Below are 16086 nucleotides of genomic sequence, written 5' to 3'. Positions count from 1 at the left end.
GCACGAGCGCAATGCTCACAACTTCCCTCTGGACCTAGCTTCCATGGAATCTACAACTGTTGCTCTGACTGCTCCAGTCATCAACGGCTAATCACGACCTTCTAATGGGACAACTTTAGTTCTCTCGGTAATTAGATAGTGATTGATGAAATCCCGCCCTCAGCTGAGTGCGGGATTTTGCTATGTAGGGAGATGTGAAAAACAGTAAGTACAAGTACTGCAGCATTACCCATCAATTCTTATGATTGGTTGAGCATTAATTGCTATTAGCAGTAAAAGTCAGTTGTGTTTATGCTTAGTTCTGACGGACCTGAAACGGCTGCCTGAGGCCGAGTAAATATTGGCGATTAGTTTTATGGAGAGAAAGTTCAGTCCGGTCAATGGAATTACCTTCCTTTGCTGATAATCCAGAGATCAAAAACTGAGATATTATGCCCCATCCCCTATATGTCGCCTTTATCTGGCACCAGCATCAACCCCTATACAAAAGTCGGGTTACCGGTCAGTATCGGATGCCTTGGGTGCGGCTTCACGGTACTAAAGATTATCTAGATTTGGTACTGCTGCTAGAACGCTATCCCAAGCTGCACCAAACAGTGAATCTAGTTCCCTCGCTGATCGCCCAGATTGAAGACTATGCTGCAGGCACCGCAGAGGATCCCTACCTCGCGGCTTCTTTACAAACAACCGAAAATTTATCTTCAGAACAGCAGCAGTTCATTCTGAGACATTTCTTTGATGCTAACCATCAAACCCTCATCGATCCTCATCCGCGCTATGCAGAGCTATACAATCAGCATCAAGAGCAAGGTGAGGCCTGGTGTTTAGAGAACTGGAAACCACAGGACTATAGTGACCTGATGGCTTGGCATAATCTTGCGTGGATCGATCCGCTCTTTTGGGATGATCCAGCGATTTCTAAGTGGTTAGAACAGGGGCGCGATTTTTCTTTAACCGATCGTCAGCAAATCATTGCCAAGCATCAAGAGATTCTCGGACGTATCTTGCCCCAACACCGAAAAATGCAGGAGACGGGACAGCTTGAGGTGATTACCTCTCCCTATACACACCCAATCTTGCCCCTCTTGGCTGACACCAATTCGGGTCGGGTCGCAGTCCCGCATATGGAGCTGCCCCAGAGTCAGTTTCAATGGGCCAGTGACATTCCTCGACATCTGCAGCGAGCTTGGGATCAGTATCTCAGCCGGTTTGGACAGGCACCTCGCGGTCTCTGGCCTTCTGAGCAGTCCGTTAGCCCTGAGATGTTGCCCTACGCTGCTAAGCAAGGGTTCCAGTGGCTCTGTTCTGATGAAGCTGTGCTGGGATGGACGAAAGAGCACTTTTTCCACCGCGATGAATCGGGGAATGTCTGTGAACCTGAGATTCTTTATCAGCCCTATCGCTTAGAGACTGAGCAGGGAGATTTATCGATTGTGTTCCGAGATCATCGCCTGTCAGATTTGGTGGGTTTTACCTATAGCGCTATGGATCCGCAGGAGGCGGCTTCTGATTTGGTGGGACATCTAGATGCGATCGCAACCACCCTAAGCTCTCGCCAGTCTGAAGATGGCAACGATCTCGCTCAACCCTGGCTGGTCACCATTGCTCTCGATGGCGAAAACTGTTGGGAGTTTTATCCTAAGGATGGACTCCCATTTTTAGAAAGCCTGTACAGCCAGTTAAGCGATCGCAATGACATTAATCTGGTCACCGTCTCTGAATATCTCGATAAATTCCCGGCGCGGGAAACTCTACCAGCCCAGGAATTGCATAGTGGCTCCTGGGTTGACGGCAGCTTTACGACCTGGATTGGTGACCCAATTAAAAATCGGGCCTGGGATTTACTCACCGATGCGAGGCAGACCCTGGCTTACCATCCCGAAGCGACGGAGGAGAAAAATCCTGAAGCCTGGGAAGCGCTGTTTGCCGCAGAAGGCTCAGACTGGTTCTGGTGGTTTGGCGAAGGCCATTCTTCTAATCATGACGCCATGTTTGATCAGCTTTTTCGAGAACATCTGACGGCGCTATATCAAGCCTTAAATGAACCAGTTCCTGAGATACTGCAGCATCCCTTAGAAGATCATCAACCGCTCCTTGACCATCAGCCCCAAGGGTTTATTCACCCCACAATTGATGGGGTCGCTGATGAACAGGATTGGGATCATGCTGGGCGGATTACGGTGGCTGGCGCGCGGGGCACAATGCACAAAAGTAGCGTGGTGCAGCGGCTTTGGTATGGTCTTGATCACCTTAATTTCTACCTGCGATTTGACTGTCAGGTGGGCAAAAAACTAGGGGTTGATTCCCCGCCGGAACTGCATTTGTTCTGGTATTACCCTGGGCAAACGATGCACAACAGTGCGGTGCCGCTGACGAAAAAGCCCGATACTGCTCCGCTCAATTATTTGTTTCACCATCACCTTAAGATTGACCTTCTTAAAAGCGAGGCATTGCTGCAGGTGGCAGGGGGTGAGCAGCCCTGGTACCCGATCCCTCAAGAAATCCAGATCGGACTAGATCAATGTTTAGAACTTGCAGTGCCTTGGAAAGATCTGCATGTTGAACCGGACTGGCACATGGAGCTAGTCGCGATTTTGGCTAAAGATGGTTCTTTTGTGGAGTATCTTCCAGAGAACTCATGTATTCCGCTGCAGGTTCCCTAACGTCACAAAGGTTACTGATTGTAGTTCCCTAGAGTATCTCAGGAGGGATTGGAGTGCCCTGATGGAATCTTAGCTGCCATCCTCGTGTGGATTTGGACCAGATAGAGCTTCTGCGGCCATGTTCAACGACGTCTCCGTAGGTCACCTCACTGCGATAAGTCACAAGAGCAACATTGGCCTCTACCAATTGAATGGCAAAGTCTCTAAGTGGCAAAACTGCATGAATCGTTTGAGCCGGAGCGCCCAAGGTGTCTTCTCTACGATAGGTACGGCCAGAACGGCCAAACTCGAAAAAATCTGGAGCTAAGGTTTGATCCATGAACTCGTGATCAAACCGTGTGTCTGAGCGCCATAAGCACTCTTCTAGCTCCTGTAGCTGTGCAAGGTCTGTCTGTGCAAGCTGCATTGGAGTCCTCGCTTTTAAGTTCCGAAAATAGTTCGTAAGTTAAGCGTAAACCCCGGTAACACGGTTTCTTCTGACACAGAGGTTGGAGACTGGAGGACTTCAGGAGCCTGTTCTGGCCGATAAACCTCGACTTGTTTCGTTTTGGGAATAATCAGCCAGCCAAGACGACAGCCATTGCCGATATACTCATGCATTTTTTGGCGCAGAGTATCGAGATTATCGGTTTCAGAGGCTAATTCCAGTACAAAATCTGGGCAAAGTGGAGCAAAGCCTTTCCGTTGCTGTGGTGTCAGCTTCTCCCAGCGTTCATTCGTGACCCATGCACTATCAGGAGAGCGGGTGGCTCCATTGGGGAGCCGAAATCCTGTCGATGAATCAAAGGCTTTGCCACGTTGGGCCTGACGGTTCCAAATTCCTAGATCGGTATTTAGCTCAAAGTTGTAGTTTCCACTTTCGCTACCGGTGGGCGGCATAACAATCAGTTCTCCAGTCGCGGTGCGCTCTAGTCGCAGGTCAGGGTTGGCCACAACGAAGTCAGAGAACTGCTCGTCTGTGACTCGCAGCGTTTTAGGGAGACGGATGGGGGGGGAGCTAACCATATAACGATGGTACTGGATCTAATCGTTACTGTACGTCAGGGCCTAGAGTTGCGATCGCATCTGTCTTCACGACAACCCTTTGCTCAAGATCAATAATGCTAGCCGTTTTCTGCCCCGCCTTGACGTAGACCGCCAGCAGCCGATTAGAGCTGAGCGGCTTTAGATTCAGAAGCTGACTGATATCGGTCAGCACTTCAACATACTGCTTGCCAAAAGCATCCGAAATACCAATGGTGCGATGGTCTACGCCGCCGAGATAATCATCTTCATTTGTATCTTGCTTGAAGACTTGATAGACAAACCGAGCGATCTTCTCATTCTTTTTCGCCGGAGGATTTGGATTGCTCAATGAATACTGCTTGGCCTCAAGAATGTTGTACTGATTGGTCTCAAATAAACGGTGGGACGCTAGAGAGCCAGAATCGAGAAATACAAGATTATGAATGTCCCCAGCCCTGCGCTTATAAGACCCCGAAGAGCCTGAGCGAGATCCACCCCAGTCGGCTTGAGTAATGTTGGCGACTAAGTAAGGAGTGCCCGAAATTGATTCAAAGGGCTGTAGAACCTTGCCTGGCTTTTCTTCTTTATCAGAAGCTTGGGCTGTTCCATCAGAGCGGGACTCAGTGACAGGGCTACATGCCCCGAGCAGAGCTGCGCTCAGCAGCAATATTAAGGGCGTAACCCTCACAGATGGCTTTATCATTCGAACGTGTTCTCTTACTCAGCTTTCAATTTAGTTACTGGCTCTATGCTCAGCGTTTCTATCATCATTCCCACTCTGAATGAAGCGGATTACCTCGCTCGAACGTTGCGCTGTTTAGAGCAACTAGATCCCCCTGCCGCTGACATCATTATTGTCGATGGCGGTAGCGTAGATGACACTTTAGCCATCGCGCAGGTTCCTGAGGTGACTGTTCTCTCTGCTCCCCAGGCGAGACGATCGATGCAGATGAACTTGGGAGCCCAGGCCGCAAGTGGAGAGGTGCTTTGCTTCCTCCATGCCGATACGTTGGTGCCTGATGATCTCATTGCTGTGATTCAAGCGGTACTGAGCAACTCTCAGGTCATTTGTGGTGCTTTTATTTCAGTGATGACAGGGCTAAAAACAATTTGCTGGGGGGTAACGCTGCAAAATTTTCTCAAAACCTATTGGGGGCCTCTTTTCTTTCGCCCCCACCTTTTCTTTGGCAAAGGGATGCGCCTGTTTTTTGGTGACCAGGTTATTTTCTGTCGACAGCAGCCCTTCTGGGACTGCGGCGGCTTCGATGCCGACATGCCCATTATGGAAGAGTCAGACTTTTGCCAGCGGATTACCCATTACGGGCGGATGCGCTTGGTCAATCGAGTTGTACAGGCTTCTGATCGGCGTGTTGCCCATCTGGGGGCACTCAAGGCCAATGCCATCTATCTGACTGTGGGGCTTCTCTGGGCCTTTGGCGTCTCGGCAACGAGACTGAAGAGGCTATATGCTGAGATTCGCTAGTGTTCCTGAAGCCAAGCACGGGTGCCGAAAGACTGGCAGGCGGTGGCGGCCACCTGCGCTGCCTGCGCGAGTGCCTCAGGGAAAGCATGGGACAAAATAAAGTGACAAAAGGCACCGTGGAAAACGTCTCCGGCTCCTAGAGTATCCACTGGAGTGATGTCCGGTACGGGAATGGTGCCCTCTATTTTTCCGTCCCGGTAGAGAATCGGCTGGTCGCCTTGCGTGATGGCAATCCGAGTAGGTTGGGGCAATCGATCCTGTAGATACTTGATGGTGGCTTCGGTCTTTGAGCAGCCGGGTGGATAGAAGTTGGCTGAGCAAATGGCGTAGTGAACGTAGGGCAGCACGTTCTCTAGCCCTGGCTTCCAGCTTCCACCATCTAAAACAATGGGGATGTTGGTTGCTTGAGCTGAGATTGCAACACTAATATCAATCTGGTGGCCATCAATCAAAATAATCTTAGTGGCGTCGAGCCGTTCCCAAACCTCCGGTGGAATTTGCTCTGGCTGAGCCTGCTGACGTTGGGCGTTGAGAGAGATGATGGCTCGCTCCCCAGTAGATTCAGTAACGATGATCGAAGAAATAGCAGGGGATTGGACTTGGGATGGCGTTAGATTTGCGATGGTCAATGACCGGCCTTCGGCCATCGCAACCCCTACCTCTTCCAAGTCAGACCGCATTAACTGGGTCATTGGATGAGTTCCCATTGCGGTGAGGAGCTGGGCTTGATTACCGAGGTGAGCAAAGGTGACGGCAGCATTGGTTGCCGGACCACCAGATGAGATCGCGCTTTCTCGCGCCACAACCTTTTGGTTTGCCTGGGGCGGTCCCTCAGCTAAATATATGAAATCCAACGTTGAGAGGCCAATAAATAACCCTAAGATTTTGTCACCTACAACGCTCATCTAAACCCCTTCGCCAAAATTGAGAGGTGCCAAACAAATTGCGCAGACATTGTCTGCGCAATTGATAAATGAATCACGCCAGACTCCAACCTTTCAGAAATCTCAGGCTGACAATCTTCAAAAGACTTCGAATGGGTCTAAAACCCTTTAATCAGTATTTGAGTCTGGATGTGATTCTCTGATTTGCTCAGCCTCAGGACAGTCCTCCGAGACCAAGAGGTCAGCTTCACCCTTCGGCACTGACGCAAGCTTACGGGTAATGGCCCCTACACTTTCAATCCGGATGATTTCTTCCCAAGAGCAAATCTCATCCTCCTCTTCAGTCTCGTAGCGCAGCGTCAGCAAATCCCCCTCAACATCGATAATGCGCGCGCGTTCTAACCATCGTTGCTGGTCTCGCAAGAAGATCCAAACGTCTTGGCCATCAGTATGGAGTTGATAGATCTTGCGACTTAGCATCGGTAGCCTCTCCTAAACATAGAGTCTGTAGCCATCAAAGGATCTGCAAAGAGTCAATAATCCGCAAATTCTACCCACCAGCATAACCTTTACACAAAAGCCTGTAGCCGATTCACGATATCTTCAGCGGGCATCACGCCCTCCAAACGCTCCACCGGATCACCTTGCTTGAAGAGTACCAGAGTTGGCAGCGCATGGACGCTATACTTGCTTGCTAAATTGGGATACCGCTCCGTATCAATCTTCACCACCTGCACTTGGTGCTTCATCATTGACTGCACCTGATCTAAAATCGGCGCTAGCATCCGGCAAGGACCGCACCAATCTGCATAGAAATCAACCAGTAGCGGTGTCTCGGATGCAGACAGCATCTCCTCAAAGCTCTTAAACTGTTTCTGAGTAGCCATGAACTCTCCCGGTGGCGTTAGGTATACCTTTAACTCTAATTCTAGGCGCAGAAAATCAACTTCACCGCAAATATAGAATTGATTCGTGATTTCTTAAGACTACAGCGCCCCGATTGTTATCTAAATTCAGATTTTTGAGTCAATCAGCACCAGAATCCTCAATTGAGATGGAGATTGTGCTCAATGACCACCTCTGTTAGATCATTCATGGTGATGCATCGTTGCTGATCCAGCTTGTCTAAGTAGCGTTTCTCTTGATAATACAGTTGCCGAATATCTTCTAGCTCTTGCAAACAGTAGCTTTCTTCATCTAGTAGTGTCTGAGCATGTTCAGACTCATCATCAATCATCTGCTGAATGTGCTGCAGATAAGCATTTAGAATTTGTTTTCCCTTTAGCTCTCGTTTAGCAGACTTGAGGGCTGACTCCCACATTTGCAGCAAATGGCGACATCGCTTTTCACAGGCAATGCGCTCTAGCCCAGCAGACGCCGCCCGAATCGAGAGGTTTGGCCTTAGCAAATCTAACTCCGTTTTTTCATTGAGTTGAATCAGGTGATAGATCTGCTTCAGCTCATCCGTAAAGGTTGTACAGAGATCTTGCACCGCCGCAATTAGATCCAACGACTCGGGGATCGGTGTCACTCCAGGATGAGACGCATAGTGCTCAGGATTAGCTTGGATGGCCTCCTCCTCTAATGCCAAAATCTGTCGCCAGAGAAATCGATGATGGGAAAAACTAAACTCTACATCTCGATCTTTCATCGCTTCACGCACGGTGGCGCGCTGCTGGGGCCGGTGAAGATAAATTCTTAGTAGCTGGGCCTCTGCAGCCTCCCGCAGCGTGTAGTCTGCAGGTCTTTGCCACTTTTCTGAACGTCCCAGCCACCGCTGCCCTCGTACCTGCTGCCGTAGGGCCTCTTCCAGCTGCAGTGCCAGTCGAGACTCCCCCTGACTGAGGAGTTCAGCACAATTGTGAATGTAGTGAGTCCGCAGCGCCGCGTTGGGAAGTTTGCCCAACAGTTCAACAATGATTTGGATTGCAGCCTGGAACTGATCAGCTTGCTGCAGATCTTGACCTGCAATTGCCCGCTGAATCTGCCAATCTAGCCACAGCGGAGCGGCCTCTACCAGCTGGTTATAATCCTCCCGACTTGCCTGCAGCAGAAACTCATCGGCATCTTTACCGTTGGGTAGATTGAGAACCCTGAGCTGAACATCACCACGATAGGCCAAAGCCTCAACCTCAGAGATGGCACGTTCAGCAGCCTTTCCCCCGGCAGCATCCGCATCAAAGTTAAGAACAATCCGCTTGGAGTCGGTATAGCGCAGCAACTGCTTTACCTGATGCTCGCTGATCGCCGTCCCCATAGAGGCCACCGCATTCGTAATCCCTGCCGCATGGAGGGCAATCACATCAAAGTAGCCCTCAACGACAATGGCCCGATCGTCTTTGACAATTGTTTTACGAGCCTTATCAAGCCCAAACAGCAGCTTACCCTTATTAAATAGCTCCGTCTCTGGAGAGTTGAGATATTTGGGCTCTTCTCCTGTTAGCGTCCGACTTCCAAACCCCACCACGCGACTTTGATGATCGTGAATCGGAATCATCAAGCGATCTCGGAATCGATCGTAATATCCCTCCCCTGACTTGCGGGGTACGATCAGGCCCGCCTGCTCTACCAAAGCCTCTGGAAACTTCTTGTCTCCGACAAGATGCTGGTAAAGGCCCTGCCACTCCGCTGGGGCGTAGCCCATCTGAAACTGCTGGATTGTCTCTTCACTTAACTGCCGCGTCTGGCGGGCATAGCTGAGTGCAAACTGCCCCTGGGGCTGACGTAGCGTGTGTTCATAGAAGCTACAGGCAATCGCCAAAATCTCGTAAAGCTGCTCCCGTAGCGATAGCTTGCGGTCGAGCTGCTGCTTTTCAGCTTTCGCCAGGGTCTGAACTGGGACATCGTAGCGCTGGGCTAACCCCAATACCACTTCGGCAAAGGAGCGCTTCTCCAACTCCATTAGGAACTTAAAGGCATTGCCCCCAGCGCCACAACCAAAACAGTAGTAAAACTGCTTTTCAGGACTAACGCTAAAGCTAGGTGTTTTTTCGTCATGAAAGGGACAGCATCCGACGAGATTGCGGCCCTGTTTACGCAAAACCACATGCTCTGAAACCACATCAGTGATGTCAGCAGACTGGCGAACCTGCTCAATCGTGTCAGGATGTATGCGGGGAATATCCATAGCTCAAGGATACCGTTCCTGTCGTCGTCCTAGAGCAGAAGCAACCAGCGAATACCAGGCTAAGATCAGCACCAAAAACGATGTAGCGCTTTGAGACATCACAGGGGATGGACTGATTGCCATTTGTCGCCGACGTCACTCTTAATATTTGTCCCAGTGTAAATGATCTTTATCGTTAATCAAGTCGCACCAGATGATGCAAAAAGATATCGGATCAACAACGACTGCAAAGCCTAACCTCATGGCACTTAGAGTCTAAGCTCAGAGCGCCAAATCTCGCTTGGAAAAACTTGGTAGACACGGTTACTTGCAAACCTTCAGAAGAAAGGCAGTTGAACAGGGAAGCAGAACACGGTAATATGTCTTCTCTAGCTTGTATTATGCTAGGTTCTAACTAATAAGGAATTATTTTCGGTTTTGAAGCTCGTTGAATAGACGTCTCTCCGAATCTAACCCTCTACCTTTTTCCGATTCTGGAGTTTGTTTGATGTCAGTTTATGTTGGGAATCTGTCCTACGATGCTACTCAGGACGACCTAAATCAGGTCTTTCAAGAGTATGGGACAGTTAAAAATGTTAAGGTTCCTACAGACCGTGAAACGGGTCGGCCCCGTGGGTTTGCCTTTGTTGAGATGGAGTCTGAAGCAGAGGAAGATGCTGCCATTGAGGCTCTAGATGGTGCAGAGTGGATGGGGCGTGACCTCAAGGTCAATAAAGCGCGTCCCCGCCAAGATCGCAAGCCTGCTGCTGGCGGTGGTTGGGGTGGCAACAATCGCTCCTACTAAGGCGATGTAAAGCCAGATTTTTTATAAAGTCTCTAGAGCAGACAGCGAGTCTGCTCTTTTTTAGCGTTACCCAGAGAACTAAGGCTAGGTAACGCTATTCATTTACTACAAGATAGGTGACCGGATGGCCCAAATTATTGTTGGTGAAAGCGAAGGAATTGAATCGGCACTACGGCGTTTTAAGCGCACTGTGTCTAAGGCCGGTATCTTTCCCGATATGCGAAAGCATCGCCACTTTGAAACACCCCTAGAGAAGAAAAAGCGTAAAGCGATCGCAAAGCGCAGAAAGCGCAGAATGCGCAGAAACTAGGCCAACGACGGCCTCATCATATTTTGCTGTGCCAGTAGAGCTTCGATCTCGCTGAGTAGCTCAGTTGAGTGCCAGCCCTTGTAGAGGTGTGAGACAGCGGCACAGCCCCCAGCCCCCACACCTTCCTTGACATAGCCTTGTTCATAGGCTCGAAGTTGGGGGTACTTTGATTTGGAGAAGTCAAGCTGACCCGCCAGCAAGGGAACTGCACCAATCAAATTGGCCAACCCTACCGTGTCTCCAGAGGGGTCTTCCGCAACCCAGCGTGTTGTGCCCACTACGACCTGCTCAGGATTCCAGGCTATGCGTTGGGAGCTAGCGATCGAGCGAGCTAGAGCATAAACCGCTAGCATCTGCGTTCCGCCTGCTAGCAGTACCCCACATGTCTGGCTAGCTGCAATCATCATGCCAGCCACTACAATTTGCATTGGGTCTCCTACTGCTGCGACTAGACCTATGGGGTCACTGGAGGAAAGATCGGCAACCTGCAGCCCAGCTTGAACGAGCTTCTGCTTTTGAGCGTGGTTACAGACTGGATGACTGCTGTTGATCTTCCCCGAAACCAGAAACCCCAATCCTGTCACAACCGCCTGCGCTGTCGTCGTCCCTCCCACCACGCACTCAGCACAAATAATGTAGCGGCCCGGAACCGCGAGTTTTTGCCCCCACTGCAGTCCCTGTTGCCAGAGTGCTTCTACGATATTGAGGGGTAATGCTGTGCCTGTTGATAGACAACGAGCGGGCTGGCCCTGCAGATCAACATGCTTAACGCTAGGGGGAATGGGTAGTCCAGCATTGAAAATCTGCGGTTTAATCTGCTGACCATTGAGCACAGCCCGAGAGATAAATACCGGTGAAGCCCCCTGTTCCAGTGGTGGAAGTGGATACTGGACATCTGGACAAGGCCCGTTCACTAGAAACTCAGCATCTGCGATTGCCGTATACTGCCGAGCCTGGGGTGTCGTGCCTGCTGCCGAAATGCCCGGCAGCAAGGCAGTCTCAGTGAATCCTAGTACACAGACAAATACCGGGGCACAGCCCCGATAGCGCTGAAGCCACCGCTCTCCCTGCTGCTGTTGGGTATAGACCCGAATCATTGATACTACTCTTCTTGATAGTCCAGCAGAATCTGCAGCCACTTGGGCGGATCTGGAATTGAGTTGCCCAAGCGCTCTAAAAGTAGCCAGGCAACTAAATGTACCAGCAGCAAATAAAGGGTTGCATTTAAAAAGACAAGCCCTACAGCACCTATTTGCACAACGATAATATCAGGCTGAATTAAAAGCCCTAGCTTAATAAACAGCCAATCTAGAAACCCCAAAACTTGGCGGTTAAGGTAGAGCCACAGGTTTGTGCCGACTAGCAGTGAGACCACGCCTACCTGAAAGAAGAGGCCAGCAGCCATGGTCAAAACACCCCAACCCATTGAGATAGACCACGGTGCTCGTCGTCGCCATAGCCCCCCCAGCAGGACTCCAACCACGCCGTAAGGCATCAGGAATTGAATACTCCGGGGTGGTCCCATGAGTACAGAAACCAATAAAGAGGTCACAAAAGCCGTCATCCAGGCGGCTCGTTTGCCCCAGCGTAGGTAAGCCAACGCCACCGGAATCGGAAAAAACATCCGCAGCAATGGCCCCGTGGGGATGTAGTAGTTAATCAGCCAAATTAAGGCCGTGGTACTCGCCAAGAAAGCAGTCTCCACCATCATTAGTGGACCTGCAATTAAATGCCGAGAGGACGGCACGTTCTTCTCGGCAGGTGGACCAACGGTGAATTCATCTAGCTCAGAAGATGACAAAGGCTCAGGCATGATTAACCGTTAGCAAAAAAAACGAAAATAATATTGATGACCGAGTGTAGAGCTTTTGCTGGACTTATTGAGAACGGTGGTGTCACAGGCCCGACCCTGAAAGGAATAGAACGTCTGCGAGCGCGATCACAGCAGTAAGTTTTCTAAGGCATCAACGTCCACGATACAGAGGGTATCATTATCACGCAGAATTAGTCCTTTCTTTTCGAGTTTACCTAAAACGCGGGTCACCGTCTCTCGAGCCATGCCGCTCAGGCTACTGAGCTCCCGATGGGGCAAATTAGGAATTTCAATGCCGCCCTGACTTTCTTTACCTTGGCCTTCAGCTAGAAACAGCAGAATATCGGCAACTCGTGAAGTGCTGTCCGATTCGCGTAGCCTTAGGCGTCGGTTAAGCTGGCGCAGACGACGGGCCATGAGCTTCGCTAGACGAATGCCTGCCTGTGGCTGAGTTTGCACGAGCGTCACGAAGTCGTTAGCGGGTAAATTCGCGACCATGGCAGGGGTGAGGGTAATGACATCTGTGGAGCGCGGTACTTCATCTAAAGGCGCCATTTCGCCAAAAACCTCTCCTTTGCCCACAATATTGAGCGTGACTTCTTTGCCGTCAATATTGTAAGTGCGGATTTTTACCCAGCCACTGAGAATAAAATAGACCGAGCTACCCCAGTCATTCTCGAGAAGAATGACGCGGTTGGCCGGATGCTCTCGAGTTACGACGTGAGCTACAGCCTGATCTACCACTGCATCAGGCAAGTCTGCAAAAAAAGGAGTTGAGCGCAGTAGGGCCTTAAGGTTTACATCGCGGGAACTTTGCCGATCTTCCATGTCAACGTGTCACTCTTGAGATAAGCTCAATGCTCGCCCAGCTATAGGATGGCGTCAGCAGTCGATGTGGCAACCATAGCAAACAAAGTTCCTCCAGCAATGCGAATACTAAGAAAAGTTGCAGTCGTTAAACAAGGTATGTTACATTCCTTTACAAGGAAAGACTAGTTCTTCTTTGTAGCCTTTTGTCTCCAAAATCAGCGTCTATCTTTTTTCGACACAGCAATCTTAAGCGGCCACAGTCTTGTGGCTGCTTTTTTTGAGAGCTTGTTGATATCGAAGATTAGTCGCGCAAGTTTGCAAAAGTCTTGTAGGAAGATTTGTGTTTGATCAGCAGGGACCATGTTACCGTTAAAAGTGACTTGGAAATTGCTATTGGCGCTTATCTCTGTACGGCAGCATTAATTGATCGGCGAAATACTTGATATCAGAATTTCACTAGTACTATTGCCAGGGTTGGGGCATTTAAGTTGTCTTGTGTCATGAAGTCATGGGTTAGCGCTAGCATGTTTGGTTTGTTGTCGCTGTCATTGAGCACGGATGTATAGCTTAGGGTTCTGTGCTCAAGCTTTGGAGGAAGGGTGTTCCAAAGCTTTTTCCGTTAGATTGATACAGGTTTGTTGGCCTTTTCCGGGGAGCATGCCGGGATGCATGTTCGACAGTGGCGGTCAGGAATACTCATCGTCTGTTGTCGCTGCTTGGGCTATGCATTTTTTGACTGTTGCTGGAATTTTTAAGTTTTGACCCGCTGGTTTGAAATAAAGTTTGTTGATATCTTATTTTGGAGGTAGTTTTCATGTCCATCCGTCTTTACGTCGGTAATTTGCCCAAAGAGCTAGACCGCCAAGAGCTGGAGGCTCTGTTTGCTCAAGAAGGTGGCGATTCGACTTCAACGAAGGTTGTGACTGATCGCAAGACAGGCAAATGCCGAGGCTTTGGATTTGTCACTGTTGAGACTGAGGAGCAGGCTGACCAGCTGATCGAAAAGTTCAACGGTCATGTTTTTAATGATAGTGCTCTCAAGATTGAGAAAGCTTTGCCCAAGGCCAGCCCTGCTGAAGACGCTGGTGGCTCTGGTCGTCCAAGCAATAGTCAGCGTGGCGGCAAGGGCAAGGCGCGGAACGCGAATTCTAATGCCCAGCCCAAGTCCGTTCAGCCTGATCCACGTTGGGCCGACGAGCTAGAAAAGCTAAAGGAGCTGCTGGTCGCGCAGACTCAGTCATAGGTTAACGAATCAGTCTATGACTGGTAGAGGGCTGAGCTATACAGTCCTTTCTCCTGGTGGGTTTCGAGGGTGCAGTCTGATTGGGGGTAGGCCACACAGGTTACGGTATATCCTGCCTCTTGCTCCTCAATGCTCAAAAACTTTTGTTCGCTTTGATTAACTTTGCCGCTGATGAGCTTGGCAATGCAGGCGGAGCAGTCTCCTTGGCGGCACCCAGAGGGCAGTCTCAGATTGGCGTCTTCGGCAATGTCTAGAATGTACTGATCTTCGGGGATGGTGAGGGTCTGATCAATCCCTTGTTCGGGATTTAGGAATCGAACCTGATAGTGGGTCATTATTTTGTCCGAGGTGATGCTGTTTATCTTTGAGAACTCAGGATATTGATGGCCTCTAGCAGGCCATTTGCTTTGTTGAGGGTTTCTTCATACTCACGATTGGGGTCTGAGTCGGCAACCAGTCCTGCGCCTGCCTGTACGGTAACGTGATGGGGATTGTTTCCTCTCACAACCATGGTCCGAATCGCGATCGCAGTATTTAATTGCCCTTCAAAGTCGTAATATCCATAGATGCCGGAGTAGGGTCCGCGACGACAGCCTTCGAGTTCGTGAATAATCTCCATTGCTCGAATTTTGGGTGCTCCGCTGACGGTGCCTGCGGGAAAGCATGCCTTAAGCAGTTCCCAGGCTGTTTTGGATGGGTCGAGCTGGCCTATGACATTGCTGACAATGTGCATGACGTGAGAATAACGCTCGATTACCATCATTTGCTGGTCGCTGACGCGAACACTGCCCTTGACGCAGACGCGCCCCAGATCATTACGCCCTAGGTCTACAAGCATGACATGTTCAGCAATTTCTTTTGGATCCTGCAGCAGATCTTGTTCAAAAGCCCGATCTTGCTGCACTGTTTTGCCCCGAGGTCGGGTGCCTGCAATGGGCCGCACGGTGGCCTGCAACGATCCATCCGAGTCGCCTAAATGTTCGGCCTTAACCATCACTTCAGGACTGGAGCCAATGATTTGCCAGTCTTTGAACTGAAAGTAAGACATATAGGGGGATGGATTAACTAATCGCAGCGAGCGATAGAGGTTGAAGGGATCGCCTGCATAGTCAATGGTGAGGCGCTGAGATAGAACCACCTGAAAGATATCGCCAGCTTTGATGTAGTCCTTCGCCCGCTCGACCTGCTGGCAGAATTGATCTCGGGTGACATTACTGGTGTAGTGGGGCGCTGTTAGGTTCTGGGGTGTTTTATGCAGCAGCTCTATAGATTGACGGTCTAGAGGGGTTTGTAGCTTTTTGACGAGTTGATTGACGCGATCGCAAGCCTTCGAATACGCTTCCTTGAGATTTTCTGCGCCTCGCAGGTCGGCATAGGCGACTGCCCAGATCTTGCGCTTCACCTGATCAAAAATTAGGAGCTGGTCCACCTGCATCCAGACGCCGTCTGGAAGATCGGTCTCCTGAGCCGGGTGGATCGGCACGCGCGGCTCCATCCAGCGGATCATCTCATAGCCCCAGAACCCAAACAGTCCACCAATCCCCGGCGGTAGCTCAGGCAGCGTTACAGGTTTGTAGGGAGCTAGACAATTGGCAAGGACGTCTAGAGGGTTGCCGGCGAAGGTCTCCTGAGTGCCCTGACGATGGAGCTGCGTACTTTGATCGCCGCGGGTCTCAAGTACCCATAGAGGATCGCAGCCTAAAAAACTGTAGCGGGCTAAATGCTCTCCGCCCTCTACGGACTCTAGCAAAAAGCTGTAGGGTGCATCGGCACAAACACGGTACCAGGCAGAGACGGGGGTGTCTAAATCTGCGACCCACTCTCGATAAACGGGAACAAAATTACCCTGCTGAGCCAGGGTCTCAAACTGTGAAAAGTCAGGGAAAATCATGAACTCGACCCCCATAGGTACTGAAAAAACTTGAGCCCCAAGGAGGCTCAAGTTAAAAGCTTAGCGAATGGCT

At 50.3% G+C, this 16086-nt stretch carries 17 protein-coding genes; 5 read left to right on the top strand and 12 right to left on the bottom strand.

What is annotated here, in order from left to right:
- Positions 1 to 431: 431 nt before the first annotated feature.
- The gene (locus tag C1752_RS23195; RefSeq protein WP_110988431.1) at positions 432 to 2663 is read left to right on the top strand and encodes a glycoside hydrolase family 57 protein; all 2232 of its coding nucleotides are present in this window, start codon (positions 432 to 434) and stop codon (positions 2661 to 2663) included.
- A gap of 28 nt (positions 2664 to 2691) precedes the next feature.
- Here C1752_RS23195 and C1752_RS23190 read toward each other — a convergent pair whose 3' ends face one another.
- The 3 genes from C1752_RS23190 to C1752_RS23180 are packed head-to-tail and all read right to left on the bottom strand — an operon-like array spanning position 2692 to position 4371.
- The gene (locus tag C1752_RS23190; protein ID WP_110988430.1) at positions 2692 to 3069 is read right to left on the bottom strand and encodes a nuclear transport factor 2 family protein; all 378 of its coding nucleotides are present in this window, start codon (positions 3067 to 3069) and stop codon (positions 2692 to 2694) included.
- Positions 3070 to 3083: 14 nt separating this feature from the next.
- A complete protein-coding gene (locus tag C1752_RS23185; protein ID WP_110988429.1) occupies positions 3084 to 3668 on the bottom strand; it encodes a Uma2 family endonuclease in 585 nt (194 codons plus the stop codon).
- A 25-nt stretch (positions 3669 to 3693) separates the two neighbouring features.
- Positions 3694 to 4371, bottom strand: a complete 678-nt coding sequence (locus C1752_RS23180) for a hypothetical protein (RefSeq protein WP_110988428.1) — start codon at positions 4369 to 4371, stop codon at positions 3694 to 3696.
- Between the two features lie 45 nt (positions 4372 to 4416).
- On the opposite strand from C1752_RS23180, the gene C1752_RS23175 reads away from it, so the two are divergent.
- Entirely contained in the window at positions 4417 to 5151 is a 735-nt protein-coding gene (locus tag C1752_RS23175; RefSeq protein WP_110988427.1) for a TIGR04283 family arsenosugar biosynthesis glycosyltransferase, read from the top strand.
- Here the strand turns inward: C1752_RS23175 and C1752_RS23170 are convergent.
- The 4 genes from C1752_RS23170 to dnaG all read right to left on the bottom strand — a co-directional run bounded on the left by C1752_RS23170 (position 5148) and on the right by dnaG (position 9162).
- Positions 5148 to 6056 carry a PfkB family carbohydrate kinase gene (locus tag C1752_RS23170; protein ID WP_199464495.1) on the bottom strand — a complete coding sequence of 303 codons (909 nt, stop codon included), beginning with the start codon at positions 6054 to 6056 and terminating at the stop codon, positions 5148 to 5150. The genes C1752_RS23175 and C1752_RS23170 overlap by 4 nt on opposite strands.
- Positions 6057 to 6203: 147 nt before the next feature.
- Positions 6204 to 6515, bottom strand: a complete 312-nt coding sequence (locus tag C1752_RS23165) for a DUF6679 family protein (protein WP_110988426.1) — start codon at positions 6513 to 6515, stop codon at positions 6204 to 6206.
- Positions 6516 to 6604: 89 nt separating this feature from the next.
- Complete coding sequence (gene trxA, locus C1752_RS23160; RefSeq protein ID WP_110988425.1) at positions 6605 to 6922, bottom strand: thioredoxin; 318 nt, start codon at positions 6920 to 6922, stop codon at positions 6605 to 6607.
- Between the two features lie 158 nt (positions 6923 to 7080).
- Positions 7081 to 9162 carry a DNA primase gene (dnaG, locus tag C1752_RS23155; RefSeq protein ID WP_110988424.1) on the bottom strand — a complete coding sequence of 694 codons (2082 nt, stop codon included), beginning with the start codon at positions 9160 to 9162 and terminating at the stop codon, positions 7081 to 7083.
- 487 nt (positions 9163 to 9649) lie between these two features.
- Here dnaG and rbp point away from each other — a divergent pair, with 487 nt between their 5' ends.
- Both rbp and rpsU read left to right on the top strand, forming a co-directional pair.
- A complete protein-coding gene (rbp, locus tag C1752_RS23150) occupies positions 9650 to 9946 on the top strand; it encodes an RNA-binding regulator (protein WP_110988423.1) in 297 nt (98 codons plus the stop codon).
- Between the two features lie 124 nt (positions 9947 to 10070).
- A complete protein-coding gene (gene rpsU, locus C1752_RS23145) occupies positions 10071 to 10256 on the top strand; it encodes a 30S ribosomal protein S21 (RefSeq protein WP_110988422.1) in 186 nt (61 codons plus the stop codon).
- Here the strand turns inward: rpsU and cobT are convergent.
- From cobT to C1752_RS23130, 3 genes are all read right to left on the bottom strand, one after another.
- On the bottom strand, positions 10253 to 11353 hold the full coding sequence (cobT, locus tag C1752_RS23140) for a nicotinate mononucleotide-dependent phosphoribosyltransferase CobT (protein WP_110988421.1): 1101 nt from the start codon (positions 11351 to 11353) through the stop codon (positions 10253 to 10255). The two genes, rpsU and cobT, sit on opposite strands and share 4 nt — an antisense overlap.
- 5 nt (positions 11354 to 11358) lie before the next feature.
- Entirely contained in the window at positions 11359 to 12069 is a 711-nt protein-coding gene (locus tag C1752_RS23135; protein WP_110988420.1) for a DUF2232 domain-containing protein, read from the bottom strand.
- A 126-nt stretch (positions 12070 to 12195) separates the two neighbouring features.
- Complete coding sequence (locus C1752_RS23130) at positions 12196 to 12897, bottom strand: Crp/Fnr family transcriptional regulator (RefSeq protein ID WP_110988419.1); 702 nt, start codon at positions 12895 to 12897, stop codon at positions 12196 to 12198.
- Between the two features lie 796 nt (positions 12898 to 13693).
- Between C1752_RS23130 and C1752_RS23125 the strand changes: the two genes are divergently transcribed.
- Positions 13694 to 14122 carry an RNA recognition motif domain-containing protein gene (locus C1752_RS23125; RefSeq protein WP_110988418.1) on the top strand — a complete coding sequence of 143 codons (429 nt, stop codon included), beginning with the start codon at positions 13694 to 13696 and terminating at the stop codon, positions 14120 to 14122.
- A gap of 14 nt (positions 14123 to 14136) precedes the next feature.
- Here the strand turns inward: C1752_RS23125 and C1752_RS23120 are convergent, their stop codons facing one another.
- Positions 14137 to 14457: a 2Fe-2S iron-sulfur cluster-binding protein gene (locus tag C1752_RS23120; protein ID WP_110988417.1), complete on the bottom strand. Its 321-nt coding sequence runs from the start codon at positions 14455 to 14457 to the stop codon at positions 14137 to 14139.
- 23 nt (positions 14458 to 14480) lie between these two features.
- Positions 14481 to 16013 carry an anthranilate synthase component I gene (gene trpE / locus C1752_RS23115; RefSeq protein ID WP_110988434.1) on the bottom strand — a complete coding sequence of 511 codons (1533 nt, stop codon included), beginning with the start codon at positions 16011 to 16013 and terminating at the stop codon, positions 14481 to 14483.
- Positions 16014 to 16086 lie beyond the last annotated feature (73 nt).

Source organism: Acaryochloris thomasi RCC1774 (genome assembly GCF_003231495.1).
Lineage (GTDB): Bacteria > Cyanobacteriota > Cyanobacteriia > Thermosynechococcales > Thermosynechococcaceae > RCC1774.
This window is presented reverse-complemented; position numbering and strand designations above follow the sequence as displayed.

Bases quoted from the DNA above. Each gene is read 5' to 3' on its own strand.
- C1752_RS23195 (WP_110988431.1), top strand. From the start codon at position 432: ATGCCCCATCCCCTATATGTCGCCTTTATCTGGCACCAGCATCAACCC.
- C1752_RS23190 (WP_110988430.1), bottom strand. From the start codon at position 3,069: ATGCAGCTTGCACAGACAGACCTTGCACAGCTACAGGAGCTAGAAGAG.
- C1752_RS23185 (WP_110988429.1), bottom strand. From the start codon at position 3,668: ATGGTTAGCTCCCCCCCCATCCGTCTCCCTAAAACGCTGCGAGTCACA.
- C1752_RS23180 (WP_110988428.1), bottom strand. From the start codon at position 4,371: ATGATAAAGCCATCTGTGAGGGTTACGCCCTTAATATTGCTGCTGAGC.
- C1752_RS23175 (WP_110988427.1), top strand. From the start codon at position 4,417: ATGCTCAGCGTTTCTATCATCATTCCCACTCTGAATGAAGCGGATTAC.
- C1752_RS23170 (WP_199464495.1), bottom strand. From the start codon at position 6,056: ATGAGCGTTGTAGGTGACAAAATCTTAGGGTTATTTATTGGCCTCTCA.
- C1752_RS23165 (WP_110988426.1), bottom strand. From the start codon at position 6,515: ATGCTAAGTCGCAAGATCTATCAACTCCATACTGATGGCCAAGACGTT.
- trxA (WP_110988425.1), bottom strand. From the start codon at position 6,922: ATGGCTACTCAGAAACAGTTTAAGAGCTTTGAGGAGATGCTGTCTGCA.
- dnaG (WP_110988424.1), bottom strand. From the start codon at position 9,162: ATGGATATTCCCCGCATACATCCTGACACGATTGAGCAGGTTCGCCAG.
- rbp (WP_110988423.1), top strand. From the start codon at position 9,650: ATGTCAGTTTATGTTGGGAATCTGTCCTACGATGCTACTCAGGACGAC.
- rpsU (WP_110988422.1), top strand. From the start codon at position 10,071: ATGGCCCAAATTATTGTTGGTGAAAGCGAAGGAATTGAATCGGCACTA.
- cobT (WP_110988421.1), bottom strand. From the start codon at position 11,353: ATGATTCGGGTCTATACCCAACAGCAGCAGGGAGAGCGGTGGCTTCAG.
- C1752_RS23135 (WP_110988420.1), bottom strand. From the start codon at position 12,069: ATGCCTGAGCCTTTGTCATCTTCTGAGCTAGATGAATTCACCGTTGGT.
- C1752_RS23130 (WP_110988419.1), bottom strand. From the start codon at position 12,897: ATGGAAGATCGGCAAAGTTCCCGCGATGTAAACCTTAAGGCCCTACTG.
- C1752_RS23125 (WP_110988418.1), top strand. From the start codon at position 13,694: ATGTCCATCCGTCTTTACGTCGGTAATTTGCCCAAAGAGCTAGACCGC.
- C1752_RS23120 (WP_110988417.1), bottom strand. From the start codon at position 14,457: ATGACCCACTATCAGGTTCGATTCCTAAATCCCGAACAAGGGATTGAT.
- trpE (WP_110988434.1), bottom strand. From the start codon at position 16,013: ATGATTTTCCCTGACTTTTCACAGTTTGAGACCCTGGCTCAGCAGGGT.